Here is a 26,684-nt window from a genome sequence, read left to right on the forward strand (position 1 = left end):
AGTGGCTACATCGACGATCGTCCGAAGGGGAGGCCCGGATGGAGGCCCTGGAGCTCGCCCGCACCCAGTTCGCGGTCACGGCGGGCATGCACTTCCTGTTCGTCCTGCTCACGCTCGGCCTCGCCCCGGCCGTCGCGATCCTGGAGACCCGGTACGCCATCACCCGCAGACCCGTGCTCCTGCGGATGACGCGCTTCTGGGGCCAGGTGTACGTGATCAACTACGCGCTCGGCATCCTCACCGGGCTGGTGATGGAGTTCCAGTTCGGCATCGCCTGGAGCGGCCTGGCGCACTTCGTCGGCAACGTCTTCGGCGCGCCGATCGCGCTGGAGACGCTGCTCGCCTTCTTCCTGGAGTCCACCTTCCTGGCCCTGTGGATCTTCGGCTGGCACCGCTTCGGCGTCTGGACGCACTGCCTGCTGATCTGGCTGGTGACCCTCACCGCCTACATGTCGGCGGTGTGGATCATGGTGGCCAACTCCTTCATGCAGCACCCGGTCGGCTACGAGATCCGCGACGGAGTCGGCCACCTCACCGACTTCGGCGCACTGGTGGCCAACCAGAGCACCTGGTACGCGATCCCGCACATCGTCGGCGCGGCCGCCCTCGCCACCGGCTTCCTGTTCGTCGGCGCGGCCGCCTTCCACTTCCTGCGCCGCCGCGAGCTGCGCCGTGCCGTCGCGAAGAAGCGCCTCGCCGCGGCCCCGCCCGGCGTCGCCGCCGACCGCGACCTGTTCCTGCGCACGATGCGCTTCGGCGTGCTGCTCGCCGCTTTCGGCTCGTTTCTCGCAGTCAGCGCCGGCTTCGCCCGTTTCTCCTACGTCGGCGCGCAGCAGCCGATGAAGATGGCGAACTTCGCCCACGCCGAGCCCGGGGACGTCGCGGCCGCCCAGCGGCTGCTGACCGAGCAGTTCGGCCCCGGCGACTACGAGTTGAGCCCGATGGTGGCCACCGCGTCGATGTTCATGGATCTCAGCGGCAACCTGTATTTCGTCATCGCCAACATGGTCATGGCGCCGCTGCTGGCGTTCAACACGCTGGCCCGGTTCCGCCCCGTGCTCGCCCTGCTGGTGCTGCTGCCGCCGCTGCCCTTCCTCACCGCCATCGCGGGCTGGATCTACCGCGAGATGGGCCGCCAGCCCTGGGTGGTGTACGGGGAGCTGACGGTGGAGCAGGCCGTCTCGCCCATCGACCCGGCGACGCTGACGGCCTCGCTGGCCGGCTTCACCGTGCTGTTCGGCGTGCTCTTCTGCGTCAACTGGACGCTCATCCTGCGCACCATCGGCCGCGGCCCCGACCGGGTCGCGCTGGGCGCGCCGCCCCCGGAGGCGGCGCCCGCCCCCGTACCCGCCGCCACCCTCTAGTGCCGCGCGACGGCACGGACCTGTTCGAGGAAGTGATGGAGAGCGATGGAAATCCTGTGGATCGCCGTGTTCGCGGTGCTGGTCGGCGGCTACTTCGTCCTGGAGGGCTTCACGATCGGGGTCGGCGTGCTGCTGCCCGTGGTCGCGCGCACCGAGCGCGAGCGCGCCACCGCCGTGGCGGGGATCGGCCCGTTCTTCCTCGGCAACGAGGTGTGGCTGGTCGCCGTGGTCGGCGTGCTGTTCGGGGTCTTCCCCGAACTGGAGGGGCGGCTGCTGGCCGGGCTCTACCCGGTCGTGGTCCTCTTCCTGGTCGCCTGGGTGCTGCGCAGCGCGGGCCTGTGGATGCGGGCGCGCGGTGAGTCGGCCGCCTGGCGGGCGGTCTGGGACACCGCCATCACCGCGGGCAGCGTGCTGATGGCGGCCATGTGGGGGGTGGCGCTGGCCAACGCGGCCGCCGGCCTGCCGGCCGAACCGGGCACTCCCATGCCCGGCCTGCTGCACCCCTACGCCCTCCTCGGCGCGGTCACCATGGTGGCGGTGCTGGCCGCGCACGGCGCCGCCTTCCTCGCGGGGCGGGTCGCCGACACCCCGGGGGAGCGGGCCGCGAAGCTGCTGGTGCGGCTGCCGATGGCGGCGCTCGCCGTCCTCGCCGTGGCCGCGCTGGGCGCGCCGATGGCCGGAGGCCGGGTCGATCTGTGGTGGATCGGGGCCGGGGCTATCCTCATGGTGGCGGCGCTCGCGACCCTGCGGGCGGCCGCCCTGGTCCGAGGCGGGGGCGGCGGAGCCTTCGGCTACACCGCCGTCGCGGCGGCCGCGCCGGCGCTCGCGGTCGTCACCGGCGCGCTCGGCGTCCTGCAGGCGCACGCCGCGCCGCAGCCCACCCTGCTGGTCCTCACCCTCACGGCCGGGCCGGTGCTGCCGCTGCTGGCGCTGGCGCAGGTGTGGCTGTGGCGGACCTTCTGGGGCGTGGTCGACCGCACCACAGCCTCGTACCTGTGACGCGGGGGAGGCGGCGCGGATGACCACGGCCGAAGGGGCGGCGCGGCGGACGCCGCCGGCGCGCGGGCGGCTGCTCGGTCTGCTGCCGGGCGGCCGCGGCCACGTCCTCGCCTTCGCCGCCGGCTCCACCGTCACCGCCGTGCTGATCGTCGCCCAGGCCGACCTGCTGGCCGCGCTGCTCGCCGGCGGCTTCGCCGGCGCCGCGCCGGCCTGGCCGCTGATCGCCGCGCTCGCCGCCGTCGTGTGCGTCCGGGCGGCGCTGTGGTTCGGGCTGGAGGCGCTGGCCCGCCGCGCCGCGGACGCGGTCAAGGCGCGGCTGCGCACGGAGCTGCTCGACCGCGCGCAGCGCGGCGGCCCGGGCTGGCTGGCCGGACGGCGCCGCGGCGAGCTGGTCACCCTGGCCACCCGGGGCCTGGACGCGCTCGACCCCTACGTCACCGGCTACCTGCCCGCGCTGGTCCCCGCCGTCGTCGTGCCGGTCGCGATCCTCATCCGGCTGACCGCCGCCGACTGGGGCAGCGCGCTGATCATCCTGCTCACCCTCCCGCTCATCCCGGTGTTCGGCGCGCTCGTCGGCGCGCATACCCGCGACGCCACCCTGCGGCAGTGGCGGTCCCTGGAGCGGCTGGGCGGGCACTTCGCCGACGTGGTCGCGGGTCTGCCGACCCTGCGGGTCTTCGGCCGGGCCCGGGCGCAGGCCGAAGTGGTGCGCCGCATCGCCGACGCCCACCGCGGCGCCACCATGCGCACGCTGCGGATCGCGTTCCTGTCCGCGCTGGTGCTCGAACTGGTCGCCTCGGTCTCCGTCGCGCTGGTCGCGGTCCCCGTCGGCCTGCGGCTGCTCGACGGGCAGCTGACCCTGCACGTCGCCCTGCTGGTGCTAATCCTGGCGCCCGAGGCCTACCTGCCGCTGCGCGCCCTCGGCACGCGCTTCCACGCCAGCGCCGAGGGCCTGGCCGTGGCCGAGCGCGCCTTCGGCGTGATCGACGACGAGACCCGGGTGGCGGCCGCGCCCGGCGCCGCCGGGCCCCCGCCCGGCGCGCGGGCGGGCGGCGCGCCCGCGGTGCGGCTGGAGGGGGTGACCGTCCGCTACCCCGGGCGCGACCGCCCGGCGCTGGCCGAGGTGAGCCTGGAGATCCGGCCGGGGGAGCGGGTCGCCCTGGTCGGGCCGAGCGGGGCGGGAAAGAGCACCCTGCTCGCGCTGGTCCTCGGCTTCGCCCGCGCCGACAGCGGCCGGGTGCTGCTCGGGGGCGCCGACGCGGCCGCCTTCACCGACGCCGACTGGGCGCGCTGGCGCGCCGGGCTCGGCTGGATCGGGCAGCGCCCGCACCTGTTCGCCGGGACCCTCGCCGAGAACATCGCGCTGGCCGAGCCCTCGGCGCCCTCCGACGCCGTCGAGGCGGCCGCCAGGGCGGCCCGCGTCGACGCCTTCGCCGCCGAACTGCCCGAGGGCTACGCCACCCGGCTCGGCGAGCGCGGCGCCGGGCTGTCGGCCGGGCAGCGGCAGCGCGTCGCACTGGCCCGCGCGGTGCTGCGCGACCCGCCGCTGCTACTGCTCGACGAACCCACCGCGCACCTGGACGGCCGCAGCGAGGCGGCGGTGCTGGCCGCCACCAGCGCGCTGCTCACCGGGCGCACCGCCGTACTCGTCACCCACCGCCCCGCGCTGCTCGCCCACGCCGACAGGGTCGTGACCCTCCGCGACGGCCGGATCGCCGCCGCCCGCGCCACCGGGAGCGCCGATGACTGAACCGACGCCCGGGACGGCCGCCGAGGACGGCGCGGCCGCCGGCCCGGCCGGCACCGCCCGCACCCTGCGCGAGGTGACGCGCGGTCACGGCGGCCGGCTCGCGCTGGCGGCCCTCGCCGCCGCCTCCGCCGAACTCGCCGGGCTCGGCCTCACCGCGACGGCCGCCTGGCTGATCGCCACCGCCGCCGAGCAGCGGCTCATCGGCGCGCTCGGCCTGGCGATCGTGGGCGTGCGCGCCTTCGCGCTGGCCCGCGGCGTGCTGCGCTACCTGGAGCGGCTGACCGGCCACGATGTGGCGCTGCGCGCCCTGGCCGACCTGCGCGGGCGCGTCTACGACGCCCTCGTGCCGCGCGGGGTGCGGCGCTGGCGCCGCGACGACCTGCTGAACCGGATGTCCACCGACGTGGACGCCGTGCAGGACCTGCTGCTGCGCAGCTGGCTGCCGGTGGCCGTGGCCGGCGCGGCCGGCGCGGCCGCGGTGGCGGTGACCGCGTTCCTCCATCCGCCCGCGGCGCTGCTGCTCGCCGCCGGGCTGCTGCTGGCCGGCGCGGTGCTGCCGCCGCTGGCGGCCGCGCGCTCGGCCGCCGCGGCCGCCTCGGTGGCCCGCGTCCGCGCCGAACTGGCCGTGCACACCGGCGACGTGCTCGAAGGCGCGGCCGAACTGGCCGTGTACGGGGCGCACGACCGCTTCGCCGCGCGGGTGGCCGGCGCGGGCGACCGGCTCGCCGCCGCGCAGCGGCGGGCGGCGGGGGCCGAGGCGCTGGCCGGCGCCGGGCAGATCCTGGTCCAGGGCGCCACCGTGCTGGCCGTCGCGCTCGCCGGCATCGCGGCCGTCGACGTGATCGGCGGGGTGGCCGTCGTCGTGCTCGGCCTCACCGCGCTGGCCGTCTTCGAACCGCTGCGGCCGCTCCCGGCCGCACTGGTGCAGCTGCGGGCCTCGCGCGCCGCGCTGCGCCGGGTCGTGGCCGTGCTCGGGTCCGCCCCGGGGGAGGCCGCCGCCGCGCCGGGCGACGGCGGCACCGCCGATCCGGCAGCCGTCGACCTGCGGCTGGACGATGTGACCGTGCGGCTCGACCCGTCCAGGCCGCCCGCGCTGCGCGGCGTGCGCCTGGACGTCCCGGCCGGGCGGCGCGTCGCCGTCGTCGGGCCGAGCGGCGCGGGCAAGAGCACCCTGATCGCGGCCGTGCTCGGCGAGGTGGCGCCGGAGAGCGGCACGGTCCTGCTCGCGGGGCGCCCGCCCGCAGGGCGGCCCGACGCCGAGCTGCGCCGCCTGGTCAGCGGCGTCACGCAGGATCCGCACGTCTTCCAGGTCAGCCTGGCCGAGAACCTGCGGCTGGCCCGGCCCGGCGCCACCGCCGAGCAGCTGCGCGAGGCCGCCCGCGCCGCCGGGCTGCTCGCCGACATCGACGCCATGCCCGAGGGCTTCGAGACCCTGCCGGGCCAGGACGGCGCCCAGCTGTCCGGCGGCCAGCGGCAGCGGCTCGCGCTGGCCCGGGCGCTGCTGGCCGACCCGCCCGTGCTGGTGCTGGACGAACCCACGGAGGGCCTGGACGACGAACTCGCCGACGCCGTGCTCGGCGATGTGCTGGCCGCCACCGCCGACCGGACCACCCTGCTGGTCACCCACCGGCTGACCGGCCTGGAGGCCGTCGACGAGATCGTCGTGCTGGAGGACGGCCGGATCACCCAGCGGGGCGGCCACGCCGAACTGGCGGCCCGGCCCGGCTACTTCCGGGAGCGGCTGACCGCCGAGCAGCTGGCGCGGGCGCCGCTGGCCGCGGCGGGCGCCGACTGAGCGCCGCTCCGCGCCGGGGCCGAGGAACTTCGGCACCGTTCCACCGGAAGATCCGTTTTGTGAGCGTTATGCTGATGCCGTTTGCCGCCCGGACCCCTAGCCACCACGGACCGCGACGACAATGGCCGACCTGAACGACCACTTCCCCGGCGACCTGCACGGCGACCCCTACGGAGGCGGCGGCCGGCCGGGTCCGTCCGTGCGCCTGGCCGCCATCGCCGCCGCCCTGGCCGTGCTCGCCGCCGCGGCCGTCGCCGTCGCCATCGCGCGCATGCCCGCACCCGCCTCCGATCTCGCCGCCCCAACCGTCATCCCCGGCGGCTACGACCTGGAGGGCGTCTACATCGGCGAGCCCTACCCGCAGGTGGCCGGGAGCGCGCCGGCCTCGGCCGCGTCCAGGGCGCCCGGCTCCCAGCAGGCCGGCGGCACGGGCGCGCTCAGCGGCGGGCCCGGCGAGTCCGCGCCGGCGCCCACCGAGGAGGCGCCGGGCGTACTGCCCCGGCTGGACCAGGGCTGGATCGCCGAGGTCTCGGCGCGCACCGGGGTGCCCGAGCGCGCGCTCCAGGCCTACGCGGGCGCCCACCTGTGGAGCGAGGGCGCGCTGCCCGGGTGCCGGCTCACCTGGACCACCCTGGCGGGCATCGGCCAGATCGAGACCAGGCACGGCACCTTCGGCGGGGGCGAGATCGACGCCGACGGCGACACCACCGTGCCCATCCTCGGGCCGCAGCTCGACGGCGACGGCTTCGCCGCCATCGGCGACTCCGACGGCGGCGTGCTCGACGGCGACACCGAGTGGGACCGCGCCGTCGGCCCGATGCAGTTCATCCCCGGCACCTGGCGCTCCTGGGGCACCGACGCCGACGGCGACGGGCGGGCCGACCCCCACAACATCGACGACGCCGCCGTCTCGGCCGCCCGCTACCTGTGCGCCGACGGGCGCGACATGTCGACCGTCGAGGGCTGGCAGAGCGCGGTGCTGTCGTACAACAACTCCGGCGAGTACGTGACGGACGTGCTGGAGACGGCGAACGGGTACGCGAGCGCGGCGGGGTAGCGGGTGAGGCGTCCGCCGGACGGCGTCACACCGCGGGGCCCAGCGTGCCACCATGTGAGCGATGAGCCGTGATCCCCGCGGTGAGGACCGACCGCCGGACGCGTCCGGAACGGCCGGCGCCGCTGAGGCGGTGACCTCCGCGCCCTACTCCGATTGGACCTCCCTGCTGCGCGCTCGGTACGAGACCGGCGCTCCCGAGGGCTGGCGCTCCGAGATCCGCGCGGAGGGCGTTCTCGCGGTCCCCCCGCCCTCCGCGGCCCACAGCGGCGCGGCGGAGGAGACCCAGTGCGCGCTCTACCGGGTCGTCCCTGCCGAATGGGGCATCTACCAGACCTTGAGCCTGGCATTCCCCCTTGAGCGGAGGCTGTTCGTCCCCGACCTCGTCGTGGTGCCGAGGACCGCGCTACCCCGCCGCGACGGCCCGGAGTCGCTCACTCCAGGCTCGGCGGCCCTGCTGGTCGTGGAGATCACCTCGAAGGCGGACGCGGACCACGACAGGATCGTCAAGCGCCGGCACTACGCGCGAGCGGGGATTCCCCTCTACCTCCTGATCGACCACTGGGATCCTCGCGGACCCGGTGTGACGCTGCTCTCCCGTCCCGGCGGCGAGGACTACGACGACAGCCACCGCGTCTCGTCCGGGCCGATCACCATCCCGGAGCCCTTCAACGTACGGATCGACTCCTGCCGGCTCGCCGGTCCGCCCGCCTGAGCCCGATCGCCGCTGGGGCCGGACGCCCCCGCGGCGCCCGCCTCCCGGTACCGTTGGACAGGGCGCCTCAGCCCCGCGCAGCCGACACGGAAAGTCCTCCACCATGTCCGACCAGCAGATCGTCCGACCGGTCCCGATCAGCGGCTTCCCCGAGTGGCTGCCCGAGGTCCGGACGGTGGAGCTGCATTGGCTGGACCGCATCCGGGCCACCTTCGAGCGGTACGGCTTCTGCTCGATCGAGACGCCGTCGGTCGAGGCGCTCGAGGTGCTGCAGGCCAAGGGCGAGACCTCCCAGGAGGTCTACACGCTGCACCGGCTCCAGGGCGAGCCGGGCGACGACGCCGCGCGGCTCGGGCTGCACTTCGACCTCACCGTGCCCTTCGCACGCTACGTCGCCCAGCACTTCAACGACCTCGTCTTCCCGTTCAAGCGCTACCAGACGCAGCGGGTGTGGCGGGGGGAGCGGCCGCAGGAGGGCCGCTTCCGCGAGTTCACCCAGTGCGACATCGACGTCATCAACCCCGACCAGGTGCCGCTGCACTTCGACGCCGAGCTGCCCAGGATCGTGCACGAGGTGCTGACCTCGCTCGGCATCCCGCCGTGGACGATCAACATCAACAACCGCAAGGTCCTCCAGGGCTTCTACGAGGGGCTGGGCCTGCCAGACCCGCTCGCCGTGATCCGCGCCGTCGACAAGCTCGACAAGATCGGCGCCGAGGGCGTGCGGCGGCTGCTGGCCGACGACCTCAAGCTCGACCCCGGGCAGGCCGGCGCGGTGCTCGACCTGGCGTCGGTGCGCGGCTCCGGCACCGGCGTGGTTGACGACATCGCCAAGCTCGGGGTCTCCTCGCCGCTGCTCAGCACGGGCCTGGACGAGTTGGGCTTCGTACTGGAGGAGCTGGCCGACCTGCCCGAGGGCACGGTCGTGGCCGACCTGTCCATCGCGCGGGGCCTGGACTACTACACCGGCACCGTCTACGAGGGCAAGTTCACCGACTGGCCCGGCTACGGCAGCATCACGGCGGGCGGCCGCTACGCGGACCTGGCCGGCTCCTTCATCCGCAGGGAGCTGCCGGGCGTGGGGCTGTCCATCGGCCTCACCCGCATCTTCGCCAAGCTGGTGGCGGAGGGGCTGATCGAGCCGGGCGCGAAGTCGCCCAGCCGGGTGCTGGTGGTCGTGCCGTCCGACGACCGCCGTGCCGACGCCGTCGCCGCCGCGGCCGCGCTGCGCGGGCGGGGCGTCAACACCGAGACCTACCACCAGGCCGACAAGCTCGGGAAGCAGATCAGGTACGCCTCCCGCAAGGGCATCCCGTACGTGTGGTTCCCGCCCTTCGAGGACGGCAGGCCGCACGAGGTCAAGGACATGGCCAGCGGCGAGCAGACCGAGGCCGACCTGATGACATGGACGCCGGCCGGGGCCTGACCGGCCCGGGGCGCCCGGGCTGCGCGCCCGCGCGCCCCGGCGGGCCGCGCGCCGTCCGACCTGCCGGAGCAGCGCGATGCGCACGCTGCTGATCGACAACTACGACTCCTACACCTACAACCTCGCCCAGCTGATCGGCGAGGTCTACGGTGAGCCCCCGCTCGTCGTCCGCAATGACGAGATCCCCGACCCGCTGCCCGCGGACCTGGCGGCGCTGGTCGTCTCGCCGGGCCCCGGCCATCCCGCGACCGCCCGCGACGTCGGAGCGCTGCCCGCGCTGCTGGCCCGCACCGAGCTGCCGGTGCTGGGCGTATGCCTGGGCCACCAGCTGCTCGGCCTGCTGGCCGGCGCCGCCGTTCGCCCGGCGCCGGAGCCCAGGCACGGGCACGTCGGCCGCGTCGCGCACACCGGGGAGGGCCTGTTCGCCGGAGTGCCGCAGCACTTCGCCGCCGTCCGGTACCACTCCCTGTGCGTGGCCGAGCCGCTGCCGCCGGAGCTGGCGGCGACGGCGTGGGCCGAGGACGGTGTGCTGATGGGGCTGGCGCACACCGTGCTGCCGTGGTGGGGTGTGCAGTTCCACCCCGAGTCGGTCGGCAGCGCGCACGGGGCGCGGCTGCTGCGCAACTTCCGCGAACTGGCGCTGCGGCACGCCCCGGCGCGCCGCCCGGCCGCGCCGCGCCGCACCGGCACCGGGGCGCCGCGCCGCCCGGTGCGCACCGCACGGGGCGGCTGGCGCCTGGCGCACCGGCGCCTGGACCGCGAGGTCCCGGCGCCCGAGGCCTTCCAGGCCCTGTTCGGCGCCGACGAGTACGCGTTCTGGCTGGACAGCGGCGCGCCGGGCGCCGGCAGCGGCCGCTACTCGCTGCTCGGCGCGCCGCAGGGCCCGCACGGCGAGGTACTGCGCTACCGGGTCGGCGCCGGCAAGGTCGAGTGCCTGGGGCCCGGCGGTACCCGCTATCTGCGCGGCTCGGTCTTCGACGCCCTCGGCGGCCGGATCGCCGAGCGCGCCGTCAGCCTGCCCGACGGCGTGCCGCCCGAACTGGCCTGCGGATACGTCGGCTACTTCGGCTACGAGCTGAAGGCCGAGTGCGGCGGCGCGGCCGCCCGCACCGCGCCGCTGCCCGACGCCGTGTGGGCGGCGGCCGGCCGGCTGCTGCTGGTGGACCACCGCCAGGGCGCCACCTGGCTGGCCGCCCTCACCGACGGCACCCCGGCGTCCGCCGCCGACGCGGAGCGCTGGCTGGACCGCGCCTCGGCCGTGCTCGACGGGATCGGCATGGGCGGCCGGGCGCTGCCGGTCGCCGCCGGGGCTCCCGATCCCGACACCGTCGTCCCGCGCCGAAGACGCACCGGCTACCTCGCCGACGTGGCGGAGTGCCGGCGGCTGCTGCGCGCGGGCGAGAGCTACGAGATCTGCCTGACGACCGCGGCCGACGCCCCCTTCACCGGCGACCCCTTCGCCTTCTACCTGCGGCAGCGTGCCGCCAACCCCGCTCCGTACGCCGCCTACCTGGCCTTGGGCCCCACCCGGGTGCTGTGCTCCTCGCCCGAGCGCTTCTGCGCCGTCGACGCCGAGGGGTGGGTCGAGTCGCGGCCGATCAAGGGCACCGCCCCGCGCCACCCCGATCCGGCCGCCGACGGGCGGCTCGCCGCCGGGCTGGCCGCCGACCCCAAGAGCCGGGCCGAGAACCTGATGATCGTCGACCTGCTCCGCAACGACCTGGGCCGCGTCTGCGAGACCGGCGCGGTGGAGGTCCCCGAGCTGATGGCGGTGGAGTCCTACGCCACCGTCCACCAGCTCGTCTCCACCGTGCGCGGCCGGCTGCGCCCCGGCGTCGACGCCGTGGCCGCGGTGCGGGCCTGCTTCCCCGGCGGCTCGATGACCGGAGCGCCCAAGCTGCGCACCATGGAGATCCTGGACCGGATCGAGGGGCACGCGCGCGGGATCTACTCGGGCGCCCTCGGCTACTTCGGGCTGACCGGCACCGCCGACCTCAACATCGTCATCCGCACGGCGGTGGTGCACGACGGCCGCGTCAGCGTGGGCGGCGGCGGGGCGATCGTGCTCGACTCCGACCCGGCGGCGGAGTACGACGAGATGCTGCTCAAGATCCGCGCCGCCCTCGCCGGCGGGCGGCGCGGCTCCGCCGCCGGGCCCGCGGTCACGGGATGAGCACGGTCTTGCCGGTGGTGCGCCGCTCCTCCAGCGCGCGGTGCGCGGCGGCCGCCTCGGCGAGCGGGAGCGCCGAGCCGGCGGCCGGGCTCAGCTCCCCGCCGGCCGCCAGCGCGAAGGCCCGGTTCCGCAGCCGCGCCAGCTCGGCGGGCGGCAGCAGCACCGACGCGAAGCCGCGGACCGCGACGGCGCGCCGGTAGAGCTCGGCCGGGTCGAACTCCGGCATCCGCCCGCTCGACGCGCCGTAGACGACCATGCGGCCCACGGACGGCGCCAGCAGGCCGAAGGCGGCCGCCGACACCGGGCCGCCGGTGCCCTCGAACACCGCGTGCACCCCGCCGGGCGCCGACTCGCGGACGCGGTCGGCCCAGTCCGGCGCGGTGTAGTCGACGGCGCGGTCCGCGCCGTTGCGCAGGGCCGCCGCGTACTTCGCCGGGCCGCCCACCGCCGCGATCACGGTGGCGCCGGCCCGCTTCGCCAGCTGCGCCAGCAGGCCGCCGACACCGCCCGCCGCCGCCTGGACCAGCACGGTCTCGCCCGGCTCGATCGCGGCGGCCTCGGCGGCTCCGACGGCGGCCGCGCCCTGGCCGAGCAGGGCGAGCGCCGCGGCGTCGTCCAGGCCGTCGGGCAGCGGATACGCCGCCTCCGCGTCCACCTCGGCGACCTCCGCGTAGCCGCCGCCGAAGACCGCGGCGGCCACCCGCCGGCCGGCCAGGGCCGGGTCGGCGCCCGCTCCGACGGCCGCCACCGTGCCGGCCACCTCGAAGCCGGGGGAGAAGGGCAGCGGCAGGTCCGGGAGCATGTCACGGACCAGGCCCGCCCGGATCCGCGTGTCGGCGAGGCCCACCCCGGCGGCGGCCACCCGTACCAGCAGCCGGCCGGGGCCGGGCTCCGGCTCGGGCACCTCGTCGACCCGCAGCGCCTCGGGCGGACCGTATTCATGGAAGCGGACGACGCGCATGCGCCTTCTCCTTCACCGTAGGGATCAGGGCGGAAGTCCACCCCACCGGCGAAGGTATCCATGAGATACTGGTTACTTCAAAGGTATCCGGCTACCGTGAGGGTACTCATGCGTCCGCTCGACCCCGACATGTTCGACCCGTCCTGCCCGAACAGCGCCATGCCGATCCGGATCGGCGACAAGTGGTCGGCGGCGGTCATCCGGTGCCTGGAGGAGGGCCCGCGCCGGTTCTCCGAGATCCGGGTGCCGCTGCGCGGCGTCACCCCCAAGGTCCTCACCCAGACCCTGCGCGCGCTGGAGCGCGACGGCATGGTCACGCGCACGATCTACGCCGAGGTCCCGCCGCGGGTGGAGTACGAGCTGACCCCGCTCGGCCGCACGCTGCTCAAGGTGATCGCCGCCTGCCGGCAGTGGGCCGACGAGCACATGACCGCGCTGCTCGCCGCCAGGGCGGCCTACGAGAGCCGCGGCGAAGCCGAGCGCTGACCTCCGCCGTCGCCCGGCCGGCCGCCGCCCCGGCGCGCCGCCGCGCGGTACGGATGTGGCGCCTGGAGCGAATCGGGCCCGGATGCGGCTCGCGTTGCCGCCGCTACTTGAGAGGATGGGGAGGGAGCCGGGCGATCACGCGCACGAGGGGAGGCGCCGATGGAGGCCGATCAGGTGCTCGACGGGCTGGACCCCGAGCAGCTGGCCGTGGCCCGGGCCGTCCGCGGCCCGGTGTGCGTGCTGGCCGGGGCGGGCACCGGCAAGACCCGCGCCATCACCCACCGGATCGCCTACGCCGTCGCGTCGGGGGTGGTGCCCGAGACCGGCGTGCTCGCCGTCACCTTCACCGCCCGCGCCGCCGCCGAGATGCGCACCCGGCTGCGCGCCCTGGGCGCGCCGCGCGTGCAGGCCCGCACCTTTCACGCCGCCGCGCTGCGCCAGCTCGGCTTCTTCTGGCCCAAGATCGTCGGCGGTCCGCTGCCGAGGCTGGTCGAGAGCAAGGTGCGCCTGGTGGCCGACGCCGCCCGCACCAGCGGCCTGGCCCTCGGCCGCACCGAACTGCGCGACCTCGCCTCGGAGATCGAATGGGCCAAGGCCACCCAGACCCGGCCCGAGGACTACGAGAACGCCGCCGCCAAGGCCGGCCGCGCCGCCCCGCTCGGACCGCGCGAGGTCGCCCGGGTGTTCGAGGCGTACGAGGAACTGCGCCGCGAGCACAACCTGCTGGACTTCGAGGCGATGCTGGAGCTCACCGCCGCCGTGCTGACCGAGCATGCCGACGTCGCGGCGCAGGTCCGCGAGCAGTACCGCTACTTCGTCGTCGACGAGTACCAGGACGTCAGCCCGCTGCAGCAGCTGCTGCTCGACACCTGGCTGGGCGAGCGCGACGACCTCTGCGTGGTGGGCGACCCCAACCAGACCATCTACTCCTTCACCGGCGCCACCCCCGGTTACCTGACCGGCTTCTCGGTCCGCCACCCCGACGCCGCCGTCATCCGGCTGGTCCGCGACTACCGCTCCACCCCGCAGGTGGTCCGGCTGGCCAACGGCGTCATCGGCCAGGCCAGGGGCGCCGCCGCCCGGCACCGCCTGGAGCTGGTCGCGCAGCGCCCCGACGGCCCCGAGCCCGGCTTCACCGCCTACGACGACGAGGTGGCCGAGGCGTCGGCCGTGGCCGCCAAGGCGGCGGCGCTGATCGAGTCCGGCGTCCCGGCCCGCGAGATCGCGGTGCTGTTCCGGGTGAACGCGCAGTCCGAGCCCTACGAGCAGGCCTTCACCGACGCCGGGGTGCCCTACGTGATGCGCGGCGCCGACCGCTTCTTCGACCGGGCCGAGGTGCGGCAGGCCATCCACCTGCTGCAGGGGGCGCGCCGCGCCGACGACGACGCCGCCATGGTGGTGGCCGTCCGCCACATCCTGGCCGGGATCGGGCTCAGCCCCGAGCCGCCGGGCGGCGGCTCCGCCCGCGCCCGCTGGGAGTCGCTGGCCGCCCTCGCCCAGCTCGCCGAGGACGTGGCCGCCGAACACCCCGGCGCCACCATGGCCGACTTCGTCGAGGAGCTGCGCGCCCGCGCCGCCGCCCAGCACGCCCCGGAGCTGGAGGGCGCCACCCTCGCCTCGCTGCACGCCGCCAAGGGACTGGAGTGGGACGCGGTGTTCCTCGTCGGGCTCACCGAGGGCATGATGCCGATCGTGTACGCCGACACGGCCGAACAGGTCGAGGAGGAGCGGCGGCTGCTGTACGTGGGCGTCACCCGCGCCCGCGAGCACCTGGCGCTGTCGTGGTCGCTGGCCAGGTCGCCTGGCGGGCGCAAGAACCGCAGACCCTCGCGCTTCCTGGACGGCCTGCGGCCGGCCTCGCCGTCGCTGGCGGCCGAGCGCCCGCCGCGGCGCGCCTTCTCCGGGCCGCAGCCGTGCCGGGTCTGCGGCCAGCCGCTCACCGCGGCGGCCGAGCGCAAGCTCGGCCGGTGCGCCGACTGCCCGGCCGACTACGACGAGGCGCTGCTCGACCGGCTCAGGGAGTGGCGCGCCGCGGAGTCACGCGAGCAGAAGGTGCCGGCCTACGTGGTGTTCACCGACGCCACCCTCCAGGCCATCGCCGAGCGCGCGCCCTCGTCGGCGGCGGAGCTCGGGGCGATCCCCGGCGTCGGCGCGGTGAAGCTGAACAGGTACGGTGCTGCGGTGCTGGGGCTGTGCGGCGCCGACCCGGCGGGCGACTAGCGAGGGAGCGGCGGACGATGGCGAGTGGGCTGGCCGACGTGCTGCGCATCCTCGATCTGGAGCGGATCGAGGTGAACATCTTCCGCGGCAGCAGCCCGGACGACACCGTGCAGCGGGTCTTCGGCGGGCAGGTGGCGGGCCAGGCCCTGGTCGCGGCGGGCCGCACCGTGCCCGAGGACCGCCGCGTGCACTCGCTGCACGCCTACTTCATCCGGCCGGGCGACCCCGCGGTGCCGATCGTCTACGAGGTCGACCGGGTGCGCGACGGCCGCTCCTTCACCACCCGGCGGGTGGTGGCCATCCAGCACGGCAAGCCGATCTTCACCCTCTCGGCCTCCTTCCACGGTTCCGAGCCGGGGCTCAGCCACCAGAGCGAGATGCCCGAGGTGGCCGGGCCCGATGAGCTGCCCCCCGTCGAGGAGCGGCTGCGCGCGATCTTCGGTGAACTCCCGCAGCCGAACCGGCGCGCCTTCGACATGCACCCGGTCGGGCCGCTGTCGTGGGAGGTCGAGCGGGATCCCGGGCTGCGGACCACCCGCAACCAGGTGTGGCTGCGCACCGCCGAGAAGCTGCCCGACGACCCGCTGCTGCACGTCTGCCTGATGACCTACGCCTCCGACGTCACCCTGCTCGACACCACCCTGCTGCCGCACGGCCGCACCTTCAACGGCGTGCAGATGGCCAGCCTGGACCACGCCATGTGGTTCCACGCCCCGTTCCGGATCGACGACTGGCTGCTGTACGCCCAGGAGACCCCGTTCGGCGGCGGTGGACGCGGACTCGCACGCGGCGAGGTGTTCACCGCCGAGGGGCGGCTGGTGTGCTCGGTCGTGCAGGAGGGGCTGATCCGGCCGATGCGGCCGTCCGGCGACGCGGAGCGGACCGGATAGGTCGGTGGCCCGGCCCCGGCGGCCGGGCGGCGCGGAGCGGGACGCGCCGACGGCGGTTCCGAAAAACTTCTGGCCGGGATCGGCGAAATCGCAGGTCAAAAATATGTTGCCGCGATCGGAGCCGGGTGCGTAGGCTTTAGCCGTTCGATCACACGGCCGTGGGAGGGGACTCCCACCGGCGGATCTCTTGGAGGTGGTTCCACGTGGCGACGTTGATTAGCGCTCATGCGCAGCTCACCCAGCCGATGTGGGCCACCTCGGTGTGCTCCCTGCGGTATCTGGTCGCGGCCACTCCGTTCTCGGCTGTGGTGACCGCCGATGCCGGCGTGGACCGTCGCCTTGCCATGGGCGGCGGCATGCCTGCGGTGGCGCGCGACGCGCAGCAGGTCGCCTCCCGTCCCTTCGCCCCCGTGGCGAAGCGCGTCCGCGGCGTCGGGGAAGACCCGCGCCCCGGCACTCTTCGGGAACTGGGCAGCGCCATGCAACTGACGGGCATCGGAACGGATGCCCACGAGGGTCCGCGAGATCGGAGGGCCCCGGCCTAGCTACACGGCCGGGATGTCTCCCTCAGGCCGCGGACCCCAGCTGGGGACCGCGGTTCTTTCGTTTCCGCCCCGATGAGACCGGGGTGGTTTCAGGTCCCTGGCTTGACCACTCGAGCCGCAATCCCTGAAACGACGAAACGTAGGGAGGACACCCGTGTTCGGGCCCATGGAAGTGGCTCCGTGGCTGGGTGAGGTCGACATCCCGTGCCGCGAGGTGCCGGATCTGTTCTTCGCTGAGGCTCCGGCCGACGTCGAGGCCGCCAAGGCCATCTGCGGCGACTGCCCCGTGCGCGAGGAGTGCCTGACCGCCGCGCGGGAGCGCCGCGAGCCCTGGGGTGTGTGGGGCGGCGAGCTGTTCCTGCGCGGGGTGGTCGTGCCCCGCAAGCGCCCGCGCGGCCGGCCTCGCAAGAACGAGGCCGCCGAGGTCGCGGCCTGACGGCGCAGCTCCCGGACGGCGGCGCGGCCCGGCCGCGCCGCCGCCCCTCACCCTCCATCCGCCGTGTGTGACGACTCCAGGAGTGAGACGTGTTCATCAACAAGCCCAACTACGAAGAGGACCGCCGGGCGCAGGAGCGCGTCGAAGAGCGCGAGGCGATCCGCTCGGCGCGGCGGCTGCTCGCCAGGCGCCGGGCGCGCAGGCAGTCCGAGGAGGCCTTAATCCGCCTCTACCGCTCGGTCACGCTCATCCGCTGAGCCGGCGCGGCCACCGGGGCGGCGGGCCCCCGCCCTACAGGGGCGGCGGGGGCCCGCCGCCGTCGCCGTGCCGCGTCATGGTTCGCCGCCGGGCCTTCCGGCGCCCGCCTCCGGCCGGCCCGCTTCCGCGCAGTGCGGGCAGGGCTCGCGCACCCCGAGGGAGAGCATCCGGTCGTAGAGCACGCCGGCCCGCGCCACGTACCGCCAGCGCCGCCCGCCGCAGGCCGGGCAGAGGATCCGTATCCCGTTCATGGGCTCAAGGCTAGGCAAGGCGCCGGCGGCGCCGGACGCACTCCGCCGCGAAGCAGCATTCCCCACATTCCGGCCGGCGCCCGGCCGCGGCTCGCCGACCGGATCGCGTGCCGGAACGCACCTGCGCGACGATCCGTCCCGCCGGCCGCGCGGTGGGCCGAGGGCTCAGCCCGGTACGCGGTCGTCGTCGGCCCGCGCCTCGGACGCCGCCTCCTCGGCCATATCGCGTTCGAGGTCCTCGGGGAAACCGGGCACCCAGCGCTCGAACTCCGAGCGCAGCGGCACCCGCGCGCCGAGCTGGCAGAGCACGCCGGTGGCGGCGGCGATGACCCGGTGGATCAGCATGTAGGACGGCGGCAGGTTCAGCTGCCTGAGCACCGCGGTGGAGTCGCGGTCGGCCATCCGCTCCGCCTCCCGCCGCAGCCACTCGCGGCTGAAGGCGAAGGTCTCGTGCCGGGTGGGCTCGGCGCTGGGCAGCAAAAAGTCCAGCACGGCCTGGGCGTCGACGTCGACGCCCGGCCGGATGAAGCCCTCGGCCCGCAGCCCGGCCACCACCGTCTCTGCGTCGCCCATCAGGCCGATGCGGGTGAACCGGCCCAGCGCCACCGGCAGGCCGTCGGGCAGCCGGTTCACCGCCCCGAAGTCGAGCACGCCGAGCCGGCCGTCGGGCGTCATCCGGAAGTTGCCCGGGTGCGGATCGGAGTGCAGCAGCCCGGCCCGGGTGGGGCCGGAGAACAGGAAGCGGGCGTAGAGGGTGCCCGCGCGGTCGCGTTCGGCCTGGCTGCCCCGCGCGATGACCTGAGACAGCGGGGTGCCGTCCAGCCACTCGCTGACCAGCACCCGCTCCGCGGCGGCCAGTACCCCGGGGATGCGGAACTCGGGGTCGCCGGCGTAGGCGGCCGCGAAGCCGCGCTGCGCGTCGGCCTCCAGGCCGTAGTCCAGCTCCTCGATGATGCGGTCCTTCAGCTCCGCGAGCAGCGGCTTGACCTCCAGCCCGGGCATCATCACCGCGAACAGCCGGCCGACCCGGGCGAGCTGGTGGAAGTCGCTGCGCAGCGCCCGGCCCGCGCCCGGATACTGGATCTTCACCGCCGCGGCGCGGCCGTCGTGCCAGACCGCGCGGTGCACCTGCCCGATGGAGGCGGCGGCCGCGGGCCGGTCGTCGAAGTGCGCGAAGCCGTCGCGCCAGTCCGGGCCGAGGGATTCGGCCAGCACCCGGTGCACGGCCGCGGCGGGCAGCGGCGGCGCCGACTCCTGCAGGCGGGTGAGCGTCTCGCGGTAGGGGCCGGCGATCTCGTCGGGCAGCGCCGCCTCGAAGATGGACAGGCCCTGGCCGAGCTTCATCGCCCCGCCCTTGAGCTCGCCGAGCACGCTGAAGACCTGGTCGGCGGTGCGGCGCTGGATGTCGGCGGCGACGTCGTCGGCCGACTGGCCGGCCATCCTCCTGCCGAACCCCAGCGCGGTCCGGCTGGCGTACCTCAACGGCAGCGCGGCCAGTTTGGCGGTGCGCGTGACCGCGCGTTGGGGCAGATCGCTCACGGTTTTCAGCCTAAGCGCTGCTCGGACCCGCAGGCGAGTGGGGTGGCGCGCGCCGCCGGGCGGCGGACGCGCGCCGGAGGCGGTCACGGATCGGCGGGAGGCGCGCTCGGTTCCAGCCGGGGCGGCCCGCCGCGCACCCGCGGTCGGCGCCGCGCGCAGCCGCAGGCCGGGTGCCGCGGCCAGGAGCGGCGCTCCCACCGCCAGTCGGGCCACACGACCTCCAGGGTGCCGCCGACGGCGGCGCTGGCGAATCCGTCGAGCTGCCCGAGCGCCTGGGTGGCGGCCTGCGCCGCGGTGGCCGCGACCAGCGCCGCCGCCGAGCCGTCCTCGGAGCCGTCCAGCAGCTGCTCGTGCAGCTTCGGCCACGCGGGGTCGCGGTCGGTGCGCACGGCGTGCATGCAGCCCAGGCAGCTGGAGCCGCCCGGCAGCACCAGCGGCCCGACGATGCCGACCGCCTCGCGCACCGCCACGGCCAGGTGCGGCACGCCCTCGGCGACGAGTTCGGCGCCGAGCAGCGGGTCGACGTAGCCGCTGGAGGCGAGGACCGCGAGGTCGGGGACGCCGTCGTCGTGCACGCGGGTGCGCGGACCGGCCCGCAGCACGGCGTCGCGGACGGTGTCGGAGCGCGGGCGGCCGACATCGCTCCAGCCGGCGGCGCCCGGCCCGACGTCGGCATGGGTGGTCTCGCCGCTGGCGCGGACGGCGATGTGGCCGACGCCGGAGGCGGCCAGGGTGGTGGCGATGGCGGCGCCGAGGCGGCCACCGCCGTAGATCCGCACCATGCGCCCGCGCCGCCGCCCGATCACCGAGGCGCCGCCGTCGCCGGTGCGCAGCGCCACCGCGACCGCCGCGATCTCGGGGGCGAGCCGGGCCAACTCGTCGGGCGGCAGGCCGGCCGGGCGGCGGTGGGCGTCGTCGAGCAGGCCGGCCGCGGCGAGCAGGGCGATGATCTGGTGCACGCACGCACGCGAGACGCCCAGCCGGCGGCCCAGCCGCAGGATCTCGCTCAGGCCGTGCCGCCCGTCGAGTGCCGCGATGAGGGGGGCGGCACCCTCGGGCAGGCCGTGCACGGCGCGGGCGCGCCTGGGGTGGGTGCCGATCTGGAGGGTGCCGGGGCTGCGCCAGAGCCGGGCGAGCGTCGGCTTGAGATACGGGAGCATGCGCTCAGCGTGGCAGGCGGAGCGCGGATGCGGTCAGTACCGATTCCCGTCCTGTGGATAAGCTCCCTAGAGAATTCGGTTCGCCCTCGCCGTTTTCCACAGCGCGGCGCCGGCCGGCCCGACGGTGCCGCCCGCGGACATCGCCTGCGGGCGGGCGATGTCCGCGGCGGTGTCCGCATATGTCGCCCAGGCAAATTATTCCGGCGTGGCCTGGACCGGACCGCCGCCCCCCTGTGGAAAATCCCGCTGGTCAGCTAACGTGCAATTGTGCCTGTGGAACCCATCGTCGAGGTACGGCGAAGTCCCCGGCGCAGGCGGACCGTGTCCGCCTACCGGGACGGGGACAAGACCGTCGTTCTGCTGCCCGCGCGCCTGTCCCACGCGGAGGAAGAGCGCTGGGTGTCGCGCATGCTGCAGCGGCTCGCCGCCCGCGAGATGCGGCGCAAACCCAGCGACGCCGAACTGCTCGAGCGGGCCGCCGATCTGGCGGCCCGCTACCTTGACGGCAAGGCCGCGCCCGTCAGCGTCCGCTGGGTCGACAACCAGAACTCCCGCTGGGGCTCGTGCACCCCCGCCGACGGCTCCATCCGGCTCTCCAGGCGGCTGGTCGGCATGCCGTCCTGGGTGGTCGACTATGTGCTCCTGCACGAACTCGCGCACCTGCTGGTGCCCGACCACGGACCCGAGTTCTGGAAGCTCGTCGGCCAGTACCCCAAGGCCGAGCGGGCCAGGGGCTTCCTTGAGGGCGTGGTGGCCGCGCCGCGGCTGGCCGCCCCCGACCCGGCCCTCGCCACCCAGGGCGCCGACCCCGCCAAGCGATGAGACGTGTCGCCGCGGCGCTCGTCACCGGCCCGAGCACCGCGGCGCCCCCGGGCGTCGACCCGGCCGCCTTCGCCCTGGCGATGGCCGAGGACGTCTACGACACCCTGGCCGGCCTCGAACTGCTCACCGCCGGCCTGGTGGCCGGCCCCCGCGCCCCGCACGGCCTCGACGAACTGGTCTGGCCGGGCACCCCGCTGATCCGGCTGCCCGACGACGGCTCCGAGCCCACCCGCGCCGCGCTCGACCAGTTCGCCGCCGCGGGCGCCGACCAGGCGGCGCTGGTCGCCGCCGACGCCCCCGACCTGCCTCCGCTGCTGGTCGGCAAGCTCTTCCGCGCCCTCGGCTCCGCACCGGTCGCCGTCTGCCCCACCGCCGACGGCCGGCTCGTCGCCCTGGCCGCGCGACTGCCCGCCCCCGGCTGGCTCGGCCCCGTGGACCTCGACGGCCCCGACGCGATGGGCGCCCTCGCCGGCGCCCCCCGCCGCCGCGATGTCGCGGTCGGCCCCGGCTGGCACCGCCTCACCGCGCCCGCCGACCTCGCCCTGCTCGACCCGGGCCTGGAGGGCTGGGACGCCACCCGCACCCTGCTCTCCCGCCCACCGGCGCCCGCGCCGGATCGGTCCGGCTCGACCACTGGCGGCGGATAGCCGCCGAGCCCGCCCCGCTCGTGCTCCGGCAGCCGCCACGGCCGTGCGCCCGCGCGCCCTCGACGCCGCGGAGCTCCGGCGCGAACAGCGCCAGCACCCGCTCGGCCGAGCGGGCCGCCTGCGCCGGCGCCGGAACGAGCGGTCGCCACCCAGCGTAACGACGGAGGCGCCGCGGTTTCCGGCGGACACGGGAACCGCCATGACCTGGCACAGGGTCCGGAGCGAGCGGACACACCCGGTGACGAAGCGCACCCGCTCCTGGGCGTATCGACCCGGCTGCCGGCCGAGCCGGGAACCCGGGCCCGCGCGACTTCGGGGACGGCACGTCACCGCGCCGCCGCAGCGGCGGAACAGGTCCGCGAGCAGAGCCACCTGCGCGGATGACCCGACCGGCTCAGCCGCCCCGGTCGAAGCGGCTGATGGCCGCCGCCACCAGCGCGCGCACCGAGCCGTCCACGCCCTCGGGCAGGCCGCCGACCGGGAACCAGGCCAGGTCGTCGGACTCACGGGCGTCGCGGACCGCGACGGCCCCCTCCGGGGCCACCATCGCGAACTGCACGTCGAGGTGGAAGGAGCCGCCGCCGCACGGAACGGGGTGCCGGTCGAGGCGGACCGGCCCGCCGAGCGGCCGCAGCCCGCCGATGCCCGACTCCTCGGCCGCCTCGCGCAGCGCCGCACCGAGCAGGGAGAGGTCGCCGGCCTCGCAGTGGCCGCCCAGCTGGAGCCACATCCGCAGCCGGGCGTGCAGGGTCAGCAGCACCCGCCGCCCCGAGGCGTCCAGCACCGCCGCGCTGGCGGTGAGGTGGCCCGGCAGGCAGGAGCGCCACATGGCGTCAGGGTGCGCGGAGAGGTGCGCCAGGTAGTCGCGGCGCAGGGCGTCCTGCGCACCGTCGGGCGGCGGCCAGCCCGCCAGCAGCCGCGCGGCGTCGGCGTGCAGCCCCTCGGCGACGGAGGGACCGCGCTCCGCCGCGGCCGTCACCGGTCGTCCGGCCGCTCGCCGCCGGAGTCGGGCCCGGGGTCCTCGCGCGGCGCCTCGCCGGAGCCGCCGGCCTCCAGCTCCGAGATGTCCAGCGGCGCGGCGTCCTCGTCGGTCTGCCGCCGGACGAAGCCGGCCGGGTCGTCGAGGTCGTCGGCGGAGGGCAGCAGGTCGGGGTGGTTCCACACCGCGTCGCGGCCCTCGGGACCGCGCACGGCGCCCAGCTCCCGCCACAGCTCGGCGGCCTCGCGCAGCCGGCGCGGCCGCAGTTCGAGCCCGACCAGGGTGGCGAAGGTGGTCTCGGCCGGTCCGCCGGAGGCGCGCCGCCGCCGCATCGTCTCGGCCAGCGCGGCGGCGTGCGGCAGCCGGCCGCCCACCGCTTCGTCCACCACCACGGACACCCAGCCCTCGACCAGCGCGAGCACGGTCTCCAACCGGGTCAGCGCCGCCTTCTGCTGCGGGGTCTGCTGCGGTTCCAGCAGCGCGTCGGAGCCGCTCAGCGCCTGCTGCAGCGACTCGGGGTTGTTGATGTCGACCCGCCCGATCAGGTCCTCGAACCGGGAAGTGTCGAAGTCGATGCCGCGTGCGTAGTCGGCCACCGCGCCCATCAGGTGGCCGCGCAGCCAGGGCACGTGCACGAACAGCCGCTGGTGGGCCGCCTCGCGCAGCGCCAGGTACAGCCGCACCTCGTCGTCGGGGATCTCCAGCCCGGAGCCGAACTCCGCCACACCCGACGGGATCAGCACACCGGTGCCCGGCTTGCCCAGCGGCAGCCCGACGTCGGTGGACCCGACCACCTCGCGCCCCAGCGCGCCCACGGCCTGCCCCGACTGCTGGGCGACCATCATGCCGCCCATCTGCCTGACCAGCCCGAGCAGCGGCCCGGCCACCGCCCGCATCTCCTCGGGCATCCCGGCGCCCATCGACTCCACCACGCGCGCCGCGATTGGATCGCACAGCTTGGACCAGGTGGGCAGGGTGTTCTCCACCCACTCCGCCCTGCTCCACGCCTCGGTGGTGCGCACCCCGGAGGGCAGGGTGGTGGCGCTGTCCAGCCAGAGGTCGGCCAGCCGCAGCGCGGACTCCACCTGGGCGCGCTGCGCCGGGCTCACGCTGGGGTCGCCGTGCTCGCTGACGGCGTGGCGCGCCACGTTCTTGGCGACGTCCCAGTTCACCGGCTCGTCACCCTGCTTGGACATCATGTCGGCGAACTGGCGGAGCATGTCGGCCATCATGTTCGGGTCGAACATGCCGCCGAACGGGTCCTGGGGACCGCCGCCGCCACCGCCGCCTCCGGCACCGCCGCCGGAGCCGCCCGCGCCGCCGCCGCGCCGTCCGGACTCGTCGTCTGGTTCATTTGGCATACCAAAGCCAAAGGGGACGTCACTCACGGTTCGACCTCGGGCAGGATGGAAGTATCACATCTGTCACGTTAGCTTGGAGCCGACCGGGGTGAATACATCAAACGGCCAGGTTCGCCCTCGGCGCAGCACGGCCGAGGCGGGAACCCCCCACCACCGTCCAGTCGTTGCGGTCACCGGAGCGGCCGATGGAGTCGGCCGCGCACTGGTCGCGCGGCTGGCCGATTCCGACACCGCGGCCAAGGTCGTCGCCATCGACGAGCGGCGCGGTGACGTCCGGGGCGTCACCTGGCGGCTCGTCGACGTCCGCGCGCCCCGCCTGGCGGCGCGCCTCACCGGGGTCGACGTGATCGTGCACCTCGACGACGACCGCTCCGTCGAGACCCCCGCGCGCCGCCGCCGCGCCTACAACGTGCGCGGAGCGCAGACCGTCCTCACCGCGGCCGCCGCCGAGCGCGTCCCCCACGTCGTCCTGGTCACCAGCTCGATGGTCTACGGCGCGCGCCCCGACAACCCGGTGCCGATGGCCGAGGGCGAGCTGAGCCGCGCCGACCACGACTCCGGCCTCGTCGGCGACTTCCTGGAGATCGAGGAACTGGCCGAGCGGGCCCGCAGGACGCATCCCGGGCTGCGCGTCACGGTCGTGCGCCCGGCCGCGCTGGTCGGCCCCGGCCTGGACAGCTACGCCACCCGCCACTTCGCCGCGCCGCGCCTGCTCACCGTGCGGGGAGCGCAGCAGCGCTGGCAGTTCTGCCATGTCGACGACCTGGTCAGCGCACTGGAGTTCATCGTCTCCCACCGGCTGTCGGGGCCGCTGGCCGTCGGCTGCGACGGATGGCTGGACTCCCAGGAGGCGCTGGAGATCTCCGGGCTGCGCAAGCTCGAACTGCCCGCCACGATCACCTTCGGCACCGCGCAGCGGCTGCACCACATGGGCGTCACCCCCGCCCCCGCCGGCGAGCTGGCCTTCATGGTCTACCCCTGGGTGGTCGACGCGGCCGCCCTGCGCGAGGCCGGCTGGCGCCCCGCCCACGACAACGCCGCCGCCCTGCGCGTGCTCCTCGACGCCCGCTCCGGCCACCACGCGCTCGGCCGCCACGTCGGCGCGCGAGAGGCGACCATCGCCACCGCCACCGCGGCGGGCGCCACCGTCGCCGTCATCGGCGCCGCCGTGGTGCTGCGCCGGGCCCGCAGGCGCGGCCGCGGCTGACGCGGGGCGGCGCCGGGCGCCGCGGCCGGGTAACGTCGGGGCGTGGACGTCATCAGACTGATCGGCCTGAGCGAGGACCCCATCACGGCGGACCAGGCGCTCGCCGCCGTCGCCGACCCCGGCGCGGGCGGCATCGCCGTCTTCGTCGGCGCCGTGCGCGACGACGACGCCGGCCGCCGGGTCGGCGGCCTCGCCTACTCCGCGCACCCCAGCGCCGCCGACCGGCTCAGGGAGGTCGTCGAGCGGGTCGCCGCCGACATCCCGCTGCGCGCCGTCGCCGCCGTGCACCGGGTCGGCGAGCTGGCGATCGGCGACACCGCCGTGGTCGTCGCCGCGGCCGCCGCGCACCGCGCCGAGGCCTTCGACGGCTGCCGGCGGCTGATCGACGACATCAAGGCCCAGGTGCCCATCTGGAAGCACCAGCGGTTCACCGACGGCACCGCCGAGTGGGTGGGCGCGGGTGAGGAGCCCGGCCGGCCGGGGGAGCCCGCGGACGCGGCGAGCGCGCCGACACCTCCCATAGGCACCGGAACCGGCACCGGGTACGCATAAGCTTCGCTGCATGCCTGGCCTACTCCGCCGATCCCTCACCCTCATCGTCGCGGGCGCGCTCGTCCTGGTGCTGGCGGTGGCCAGCGTGCTGCTGCCCGTGCCGTACATCGTCCTGCAGCCCGGCCCCACCGAGAACGTCATCGGGGGCGGCGGCGAGCCACCGCTCATCACGGTCGACGGCCACGAGGTGCCCGCCACCGAGGGCGAGCTGCGCATGGTCACCATCTCCTACACCGGCGGCCCCGGCAGCCCGCTCGACCTGTTCACGGCGCTGTCGGCCTGGATCGAGCCGGACCGCGCCGTGGTCCCCCAGGAGACCCTCTTCCCGCCCGACCAGAGCGCCGACGACGTCGACCAGGCCAACCAGCAGATGATGGTCGACTCCCAGACGGTCGCCACCGCCGCGGCCCTGCGCCAGCTGGAGATGCCCGTCGAGGCCGCCGTCGCCGTCGGCGGCGTGCAGGAGGGCATGCCCGCCGACGGCGAGCTGGAGATCGGCGACGTCATCACCGAGGTCGACGGCGAGCCCGTCGACAGCCCCGAGGAGGCGGCCGGGCTGATCCGCGACCGCGAGCCGGGCAGCGAGGTCGTCATCGACGTGGACCGCCAGGGCGAGCCCACCGAGGTCGAGCTCACCACCGAGGCGGCCGAGGGCGACCCCGAGCAGAGCGTCGTGGGCGTGGTCGTGCAGGCCAGCTACGACTTCCCCGTCGAGGTCGACATCACCGTCGAGGACATCGGCGGCCCCAGCGCCGGCCTGATCTTCGCGCTCTCGCTGGTCGACATCATCGGCGGCGAGGACCTCACCGGCGGCCACCACGTCGCCGGCACCGGCACGATCACGGTCGACGGCGAGGTCGGCCCGGTCGGCGGGGTGCCGCAGAAGCTCGTCGGCGCGGCCCGCGACGGCGCCACCGTCTTCCTGATCCCGGCCGGCAACTGCGACGCCGCCGCCGACGCGCCCGAGGGGCTCGACGTCGTCCGGGTGGACACCCTCGACGGCGCCATCCAGGCGCTGGAGACCCTGCGCACCGGCGAGGGCGAGCTGCCCCGGTGCCCGTGACGCGGCCCGCCCGGTCCGCTCCCGGCAGCGG

24 protein-coding genes and 1 pseudogene are annotated in these 26,684 nt (G+C 75.7%); 19 read left to right on the forward strand and 6 right to left on the reverse strand.

What is annotated here, in order from left to right:
* Positions 1-38 precede the first annotated feature (38 nt).
* From CLV72_RS02985 to pabB, 8 genes are all read left to right on the forward strand, one after another.
* The gene (locus tag CLV72_RS02985) at positions 39-1,364 is read left to right on the forward strand and encodes a cytochrome ubiquinol oxidase subunit I (RefSeq protein ID WP_106238716.1); all 1,326 of its coding nucleotides are present in this window, start codon (positions 39-41) and stop codon (positions 1,362-1,364) included.
* Positions 1,365-1,409: 45 nt separating this feature from the next.
* Positions 1,410-2,363 carry a cytochrome d ubiquinol oxidase subunit II gene (locus CLV72_RS02990; RefSeq protein WP_106238718.1) on the forward strand — a complete coding sequence of 318 codons (954 nt, stop codon included), beginning with the start codon at positions 1,410-1,412 and terminating at the stop codon, positions 2,361-2,363.
* A gap of 19 nt (positions 2,364-2,382) precedes the next feature.
* Positions 2,383-4,113, forward strand: a complete 1,731-nt coding sequence (gene cydD, locus CLV72_RS02995; protein ID WP_106238721.1) for a thiol reductant ABC exporter subunit CydD — start codon at positions 2,383-2,385, stop codon at positions 4,111-4,113.
* Entirely contained in the window at positions 4,106-5,908 is a 1,803-nt protein-coding gene (gene cydC, locus CLV72_RS03000) for a thiol reductant ABC exporter subunit CydC (protein WP_106238725.1), read from the forward strand. The genes cydD and cydC overlap by 8 nt, the downstream gene beginning before the upstream one ends.
* Positions 5,909-6,029: 121 nt before the next feature.
* A complete protein-coding gene (locus CLV72_RS03005; protein ID WP_245929832.1) occupies positions 6,030-6,965 on the forward strand; it encodes a lytic transglycosylase domain-containing protein in 936 nt (311 codons plus the stop codon).
* A 61-nt stretch (positions 6,966-7,026) separates the two neighbouring features.
* Positions 7,027-7,677 carry a Uma2 family endonuclease gene (locus tag CLV72_RS03010; RefSeq protein ID WP_106238729.1) on the forward strand — a complete coding sequence of 217 codons (651 nt, stop codon included), beginning with the start codon at positions 7,027-7,029 and terminating at the stop codon, positions 7,675-7,677.
* 103 nt (positions 7,678-7,780) lie between these two features.
* The gene (hisS, locus tag CLV72_RS03015) at positions 7,781-9,103 is read left to right on the forward strand and encodes a histidine--tRNA ligase (protein WP_106238733.1); all 1,323 of its coding nucleotides are present in this window, start codon (positions 7,781-7,783) and stop codon (positions 9,101-9,103) included.
* 76 nt (positions 9,104-9,179) lie between these two features.
* Positions 9,180-11,276, forward strand: a complete 2,097-nt coding sequence (gene pabB, locus CLV72_RS03020; RefSeq protein ID WP_106238737.1) for an aminodeoxychorismate synthase component I — start codon at positions 9,180-9,182, stop codon at positions 11,274-11,276.
* Here the strand turns inward: pabB and CLV72_RS03025 are convergent.
* Positions 11,266-12,237: a zinc-binding dehydrogenase gene (locus CLV72_RS03025; protein ID WP_106238741.1), complete on the reverse strand. Its 972-nt coding sequence runs from the start codon at positions 12,235-12,237 to the stop codon at positions 11,266-11,268. The genes pabB and CLV72_RS03025 overlap by 11 nt on opposite strands.
* A gap of 96 nt (positions 12,238-12,333) precedes the next feature.
* Here CLV72_RS03025 and CLV72_RS03030 point away from each other — a divergent pair, with 96 nt between their 5' ends.
* The 6 genes from CLV72_RS03030 to CLV72_RS32025 all read left to right on the forward strand — a co-directional run bounded on the left by CLV72_RS03030 (position 12,334) and on the right by CLV72_RS32025 (position 17,071).
* Positions 12,334-12,723: a winged helix-turn-helix transcriptional regulator gene (locus CLV72_RS03030; RefSeq protein WP_342755646.1), complete on the forward strand. Its 390-nt coding sequence runs from the start codon at positions 12,334-12,336 to the stop codon at positions 12,721-12,723.
* A 159-nt stretch (positions 12,724-12,882) separates the two neighbouring features.
* Positions 12,883-14,943, forward strand: a complete 2,061-nt coding sequence (locus CLV72_RS03035) for an ATP-dependent helicase (RefSeq protein WP_106238745.1) — start codon at positions 12,883-12,885, stop codon at positions 14,941-14,943.
* A gap of 17 nt (positions 14,944-14,960) precedes the next feature.
* The gene (tesB, locus tag CLV72_RS03040; RefSeq protein ID WP_106238750.1) at positions 14,961-15,833 is read left to right on the forward strand and encodes an acyl-CoA thioesterase II; all 873 of its coding nucleotides are present in this window, start codon (positions 14,961-14,963) and stop codon (positions 15,831-15,833) included.
* Positions 15,834-16,036: 203 nt separating this feature from the next.
* Positions 16,037-16,378, forward strand: coding sequence for a hypothetical protein (locus CLV72_RS03045; RefSeq protein ID WP_106238754.1), 342 nt, complete (start codon positions 16,037-16,039; stop codon positions 16,376-16,378).
* A gap of 166 nt (positions 16,379-16,544) precedes the next feature.
* Complete coding sequence (locus tag CLV72_RS03050) at positions 16,545-16,814, forward strand: WhiB family transcriptional regulator (RefSeq protein ID WP_106241184.1); 270 nt, start codon at positions 16,545-16,547, stop codon at positions 16,812-16,814.
* A gap of 89 nt (positions 16,815-16,903) precedes the next feature.
* Positions 16,904-17,071, forward strand: coding sequence for a hypothetical protein (locus tag CLV72_RS32025; protein ID WP_170140851.1), 168 nt, complete (start codon positions 16,904-16,906; stop codon positions 17,069-17,071).
* Positions 17,072-17,146: 75 nt separating this feature from the next.
* On the opposite strand, the gene CLV72_RS32030 is transcribed toward CLV72_RS32025, so the two are convergent.
* The 3 genes from CLV72_RS32030 to CLV72_RS03060 form a co-directional block, all read right to left on the reverse strand.
* A complete protein-coding gene (locus CLV72_RS32030; protein ID WP_170140852.1) occupies positions 17,147-17,323 on the reverse strand; it encodes a hypothetical protein in 177 nt (58 codons plus the stop codon).
* Positions 17,324-17,488: 165 nt separating this feature from the next.
* Positions 17,489-18,862 carry an ABC1 kinase family protein gene (locus CLV72_RS03055; protein ID WP_106241187.1) on the reverse strand — a complete coding sequence of 458 codons (1,374 nt, stop codon included), beginning with the start codon at positions 18,860-18,862 and terminating at the stop codon, positions 17,489-17,491.
* A gap of 83 nt (positions 18,863-18,945) precedes the next feature.
* Entirely contained in the window at positions 18,946-20,022 is a 1,077-nt protein-coding gene (locus tag CLV72_RS03060) for a thiamine biosynthesis protein ThiF (protein ID WP_106238758.1), read from the reverse strand.
* A 267-nt stretch (positions 20,023-20,289) separates the two neighbouring features.
* On the opposite strand from CLV72_RS03060, the gene CLV72_RS03065 reads away from it, so the two are divergent.
* Positions 20,290-20,844 carry a M48 metallopeptidase family protein gene (locus tag CLV72_RS03065; protein ID WP_106238762.1) on the forward strand — a complete coding sequence of 185 codons (555 nt, stop codon included), beginning with the start codon at positions 20,290-20,292 and terminating at the stop codon, positions 20,842-20,844.
* Positions 20,841-21,491: a glycosyltransferase family protein gene (locus CLV72_RS03070; protein WP_106238766.1), complete on the forward strand. Its 651-nt coding sequence runs from the start codon at positions 20,841-20,843 to the stop codon at positions 21,489-21,491. Before CLV72_RS03065 ends, CLV72_RS03070 begins: the two co-directional genes overlap by 4 nt.
* 394 nt (positions 21,492-21,885) lie before the next feature.
* Here CLV72_RS03070 and CLV72_RS03075 read toward each other — a convergent pair whose 3' ends face one another.
* Together CLV72_RS03075 and CLV72_RS03080 are read right to left on the reverse strand one after the other, a co-directional pair.
* Entirely contained in the window at positions 21,886-22,470 is a 585-nt protein-coding gene (locus tag CLV72_RS03075; protein ID WP_245929833.1) for an NUDIX hydrolase, read from the reverse strand.
* A complete protein-coding gene (locus tag CLV72_RS03080) occupies positions 22,467-23,858 on the reverse strand; it encodes a zinc-dependent metalloprotease (protein WP_106238769.1) in 1,392 nt (463 codons plus the stop codon). Before CLV72_RS03080 ends, CLV72_RS03075 begins: the two co-directional genes overlap by 4 nt.
* A gap of 61 nt (positions 23,859-23,919) precedes the next feature.
* Here CLV72_RS03080 and CLV72_RS03085 point away from each other — a divergent pair, with 61 nt between their 5' ends.
* From CLV72_RS03085 to CLV72_RS03095, 3 genes and pseudogenes are all read left to right on the forward strand, one after another.
* Positions 23,920-25,038: an NAD-dependent epimerase/dehydratase family protein gene (locus CLV72_RS03085; protein WP_106238773.1), complete on the forward strand. Its 1,119-nt coding sequence runs from the start codon at positions 23,920-23,922 to the stop codon at positions 25,036-25,038.
* Positions 25,039-25,080: 42 nt separating this feature from the next.
* Positions 25,081-25,497: pseudogene (locus CLV72_RS03090) on the forward strand (molybdenum cofactor biosynthesis protein MoaE); the annotation flags it as partial.
* Positions 25,498-25,600: 103 nt separating this feature from the next.
* Complete coding sequence (locus tag CLV72_RS03095) at positions 25,601-26,653, forward strand: YlbL family protein (protein WP_106238781.1); 1,053 nt, start codon at positions 25,601-25,603, stop codon at positions 26,651-26,653.
* Positions 26,654-26,684 lie beyond the last annotated feature (31 nt).

It is taken from the genome of Allonocardiopsis opalescens, assembly GCF_003002095.1.
GTDB classification, from domain to species: domain Bacteria; phylum Actinomycetota; class Actinomycetes; order Streptosporangiales; family Streptosporangiaceae; genus Allonocardiopsis; species Allonocardiopsis opalescens.

Excerpts from the sequence above, each read along its gene's own strand:
- CLV72_RS03095 (WP_106238781.1), top strand. The coding sequence starts at position 25,601 with ATGCCTGGCCTACTCCGCCGATCCCTCACCCTCATCGTCGCGGGCGCG.
- CLV72_RS32030 (WP_170140852.1), bottom strand. The coding sequence starts at position 17,323 with ATGAACGGGATACGGATCCTCTGCCCGGCCTGCGGCGGGCGGCGCTGG.
- cydC (WP_106238725.1), top strand. The coding sequence starts at position 4,106 with ATGACTGAACCGACGCCCGGGACGGCCGCCGAGGACGGCGCGGCCGCC.
- hisS (WP_106238733.1), top strand. The coding sequence starts at position 7,781 with ATGTCCGACCAGCAGATCGTCCGACCGGTCCCGATCAGCGGCTTCCCC.
- cydD (WP_106238721.1), top strand. The coding sequence starts at position 2,383 with ATGACCACGGCCGAAGGGGCGGCGCGGCGGACGCCGCCGGCGCGCGGG.
- CLV72_RS03010 (WP_106238729.1), top strand. The coding sequence starts at position 7,027 with ATGAGCCGTGATCCCCGCGGTGAGGACCGACCGCCGGACGCGTCCGGA.
- CLV72_RS03060 (WP_106238758.1), bottom strand. The coding sequence starts at position 20,022 with ATGCTCCCGTATCTCAAGCCGACGCTCGCCCGGCTCTGGCGCAGCCCC.
- CLV72_RS03025 (WP_106238741.1), bottom strand. The coding sequence starts at position 12,237 with ATGCGCGTCGTCCGCTTCCATGAATACGGTCCGCCCGAGGCGCTGCGG.
- CLV72_RS02985 (WP_106238716.1), top strand. The coding sequence starts at position 39 with ATGGAGGCCCTGGAGCTCGCCCGCACCCAGTTCGCGGTCACGGCGGGC.
- pabB (WP_106238737.1), top strand. The coding sequence starts at position 9,180 with ATGCGCACGCTGCTGATCGACAACTACGACTCCTACACCTACAACCTC.
- CLV72_RS02990 (WP_106238718.1), top strand. The coding sequence starts at position 1,410 with ATGGAAATCCTGTGGATCGCCGTGTTCGCGGTGCTGGTCGGCGGCTAC.
- tesB (WP_106238750.1), top strand. The coding sequence starts at position 14,961 with ATGGCGAGTGGGCTGGCCGACGTGCTGCGCATCCTCGATCTGGAGCGG.
- CLV72_RS03005 (WP_245929832.1), top strand. The coding sequence starts at position 6,030 with ATGGCCGACCTGAACGACCACTTCCCCGGCGACCTGCACGGCGACCCC.
- CLV72_RS03035 (WP_106238745.1), top strand. The coding sequence starts at position 12,883 with ATGGAGGCCGATCAGGTGCTCGACGGGCTGGACCCCGAGCAGCTGGCC.
- CLV72_RS03050 (WP_106241184.1), top strand. The coding sequence starts at position 16,545 with ATGGAAGTGGCTCCGTGGCTGGGTGAGGTCGACATCCCGTGCCGCGAG.
- CLV72_RS03070 (WP_106238766.1), top strand. The coding sequence starts at position 20,841 with ATGAGACGTGTCGCCGCGGCGCTCGTCACCGGCCCGAGCACCGCGGCG.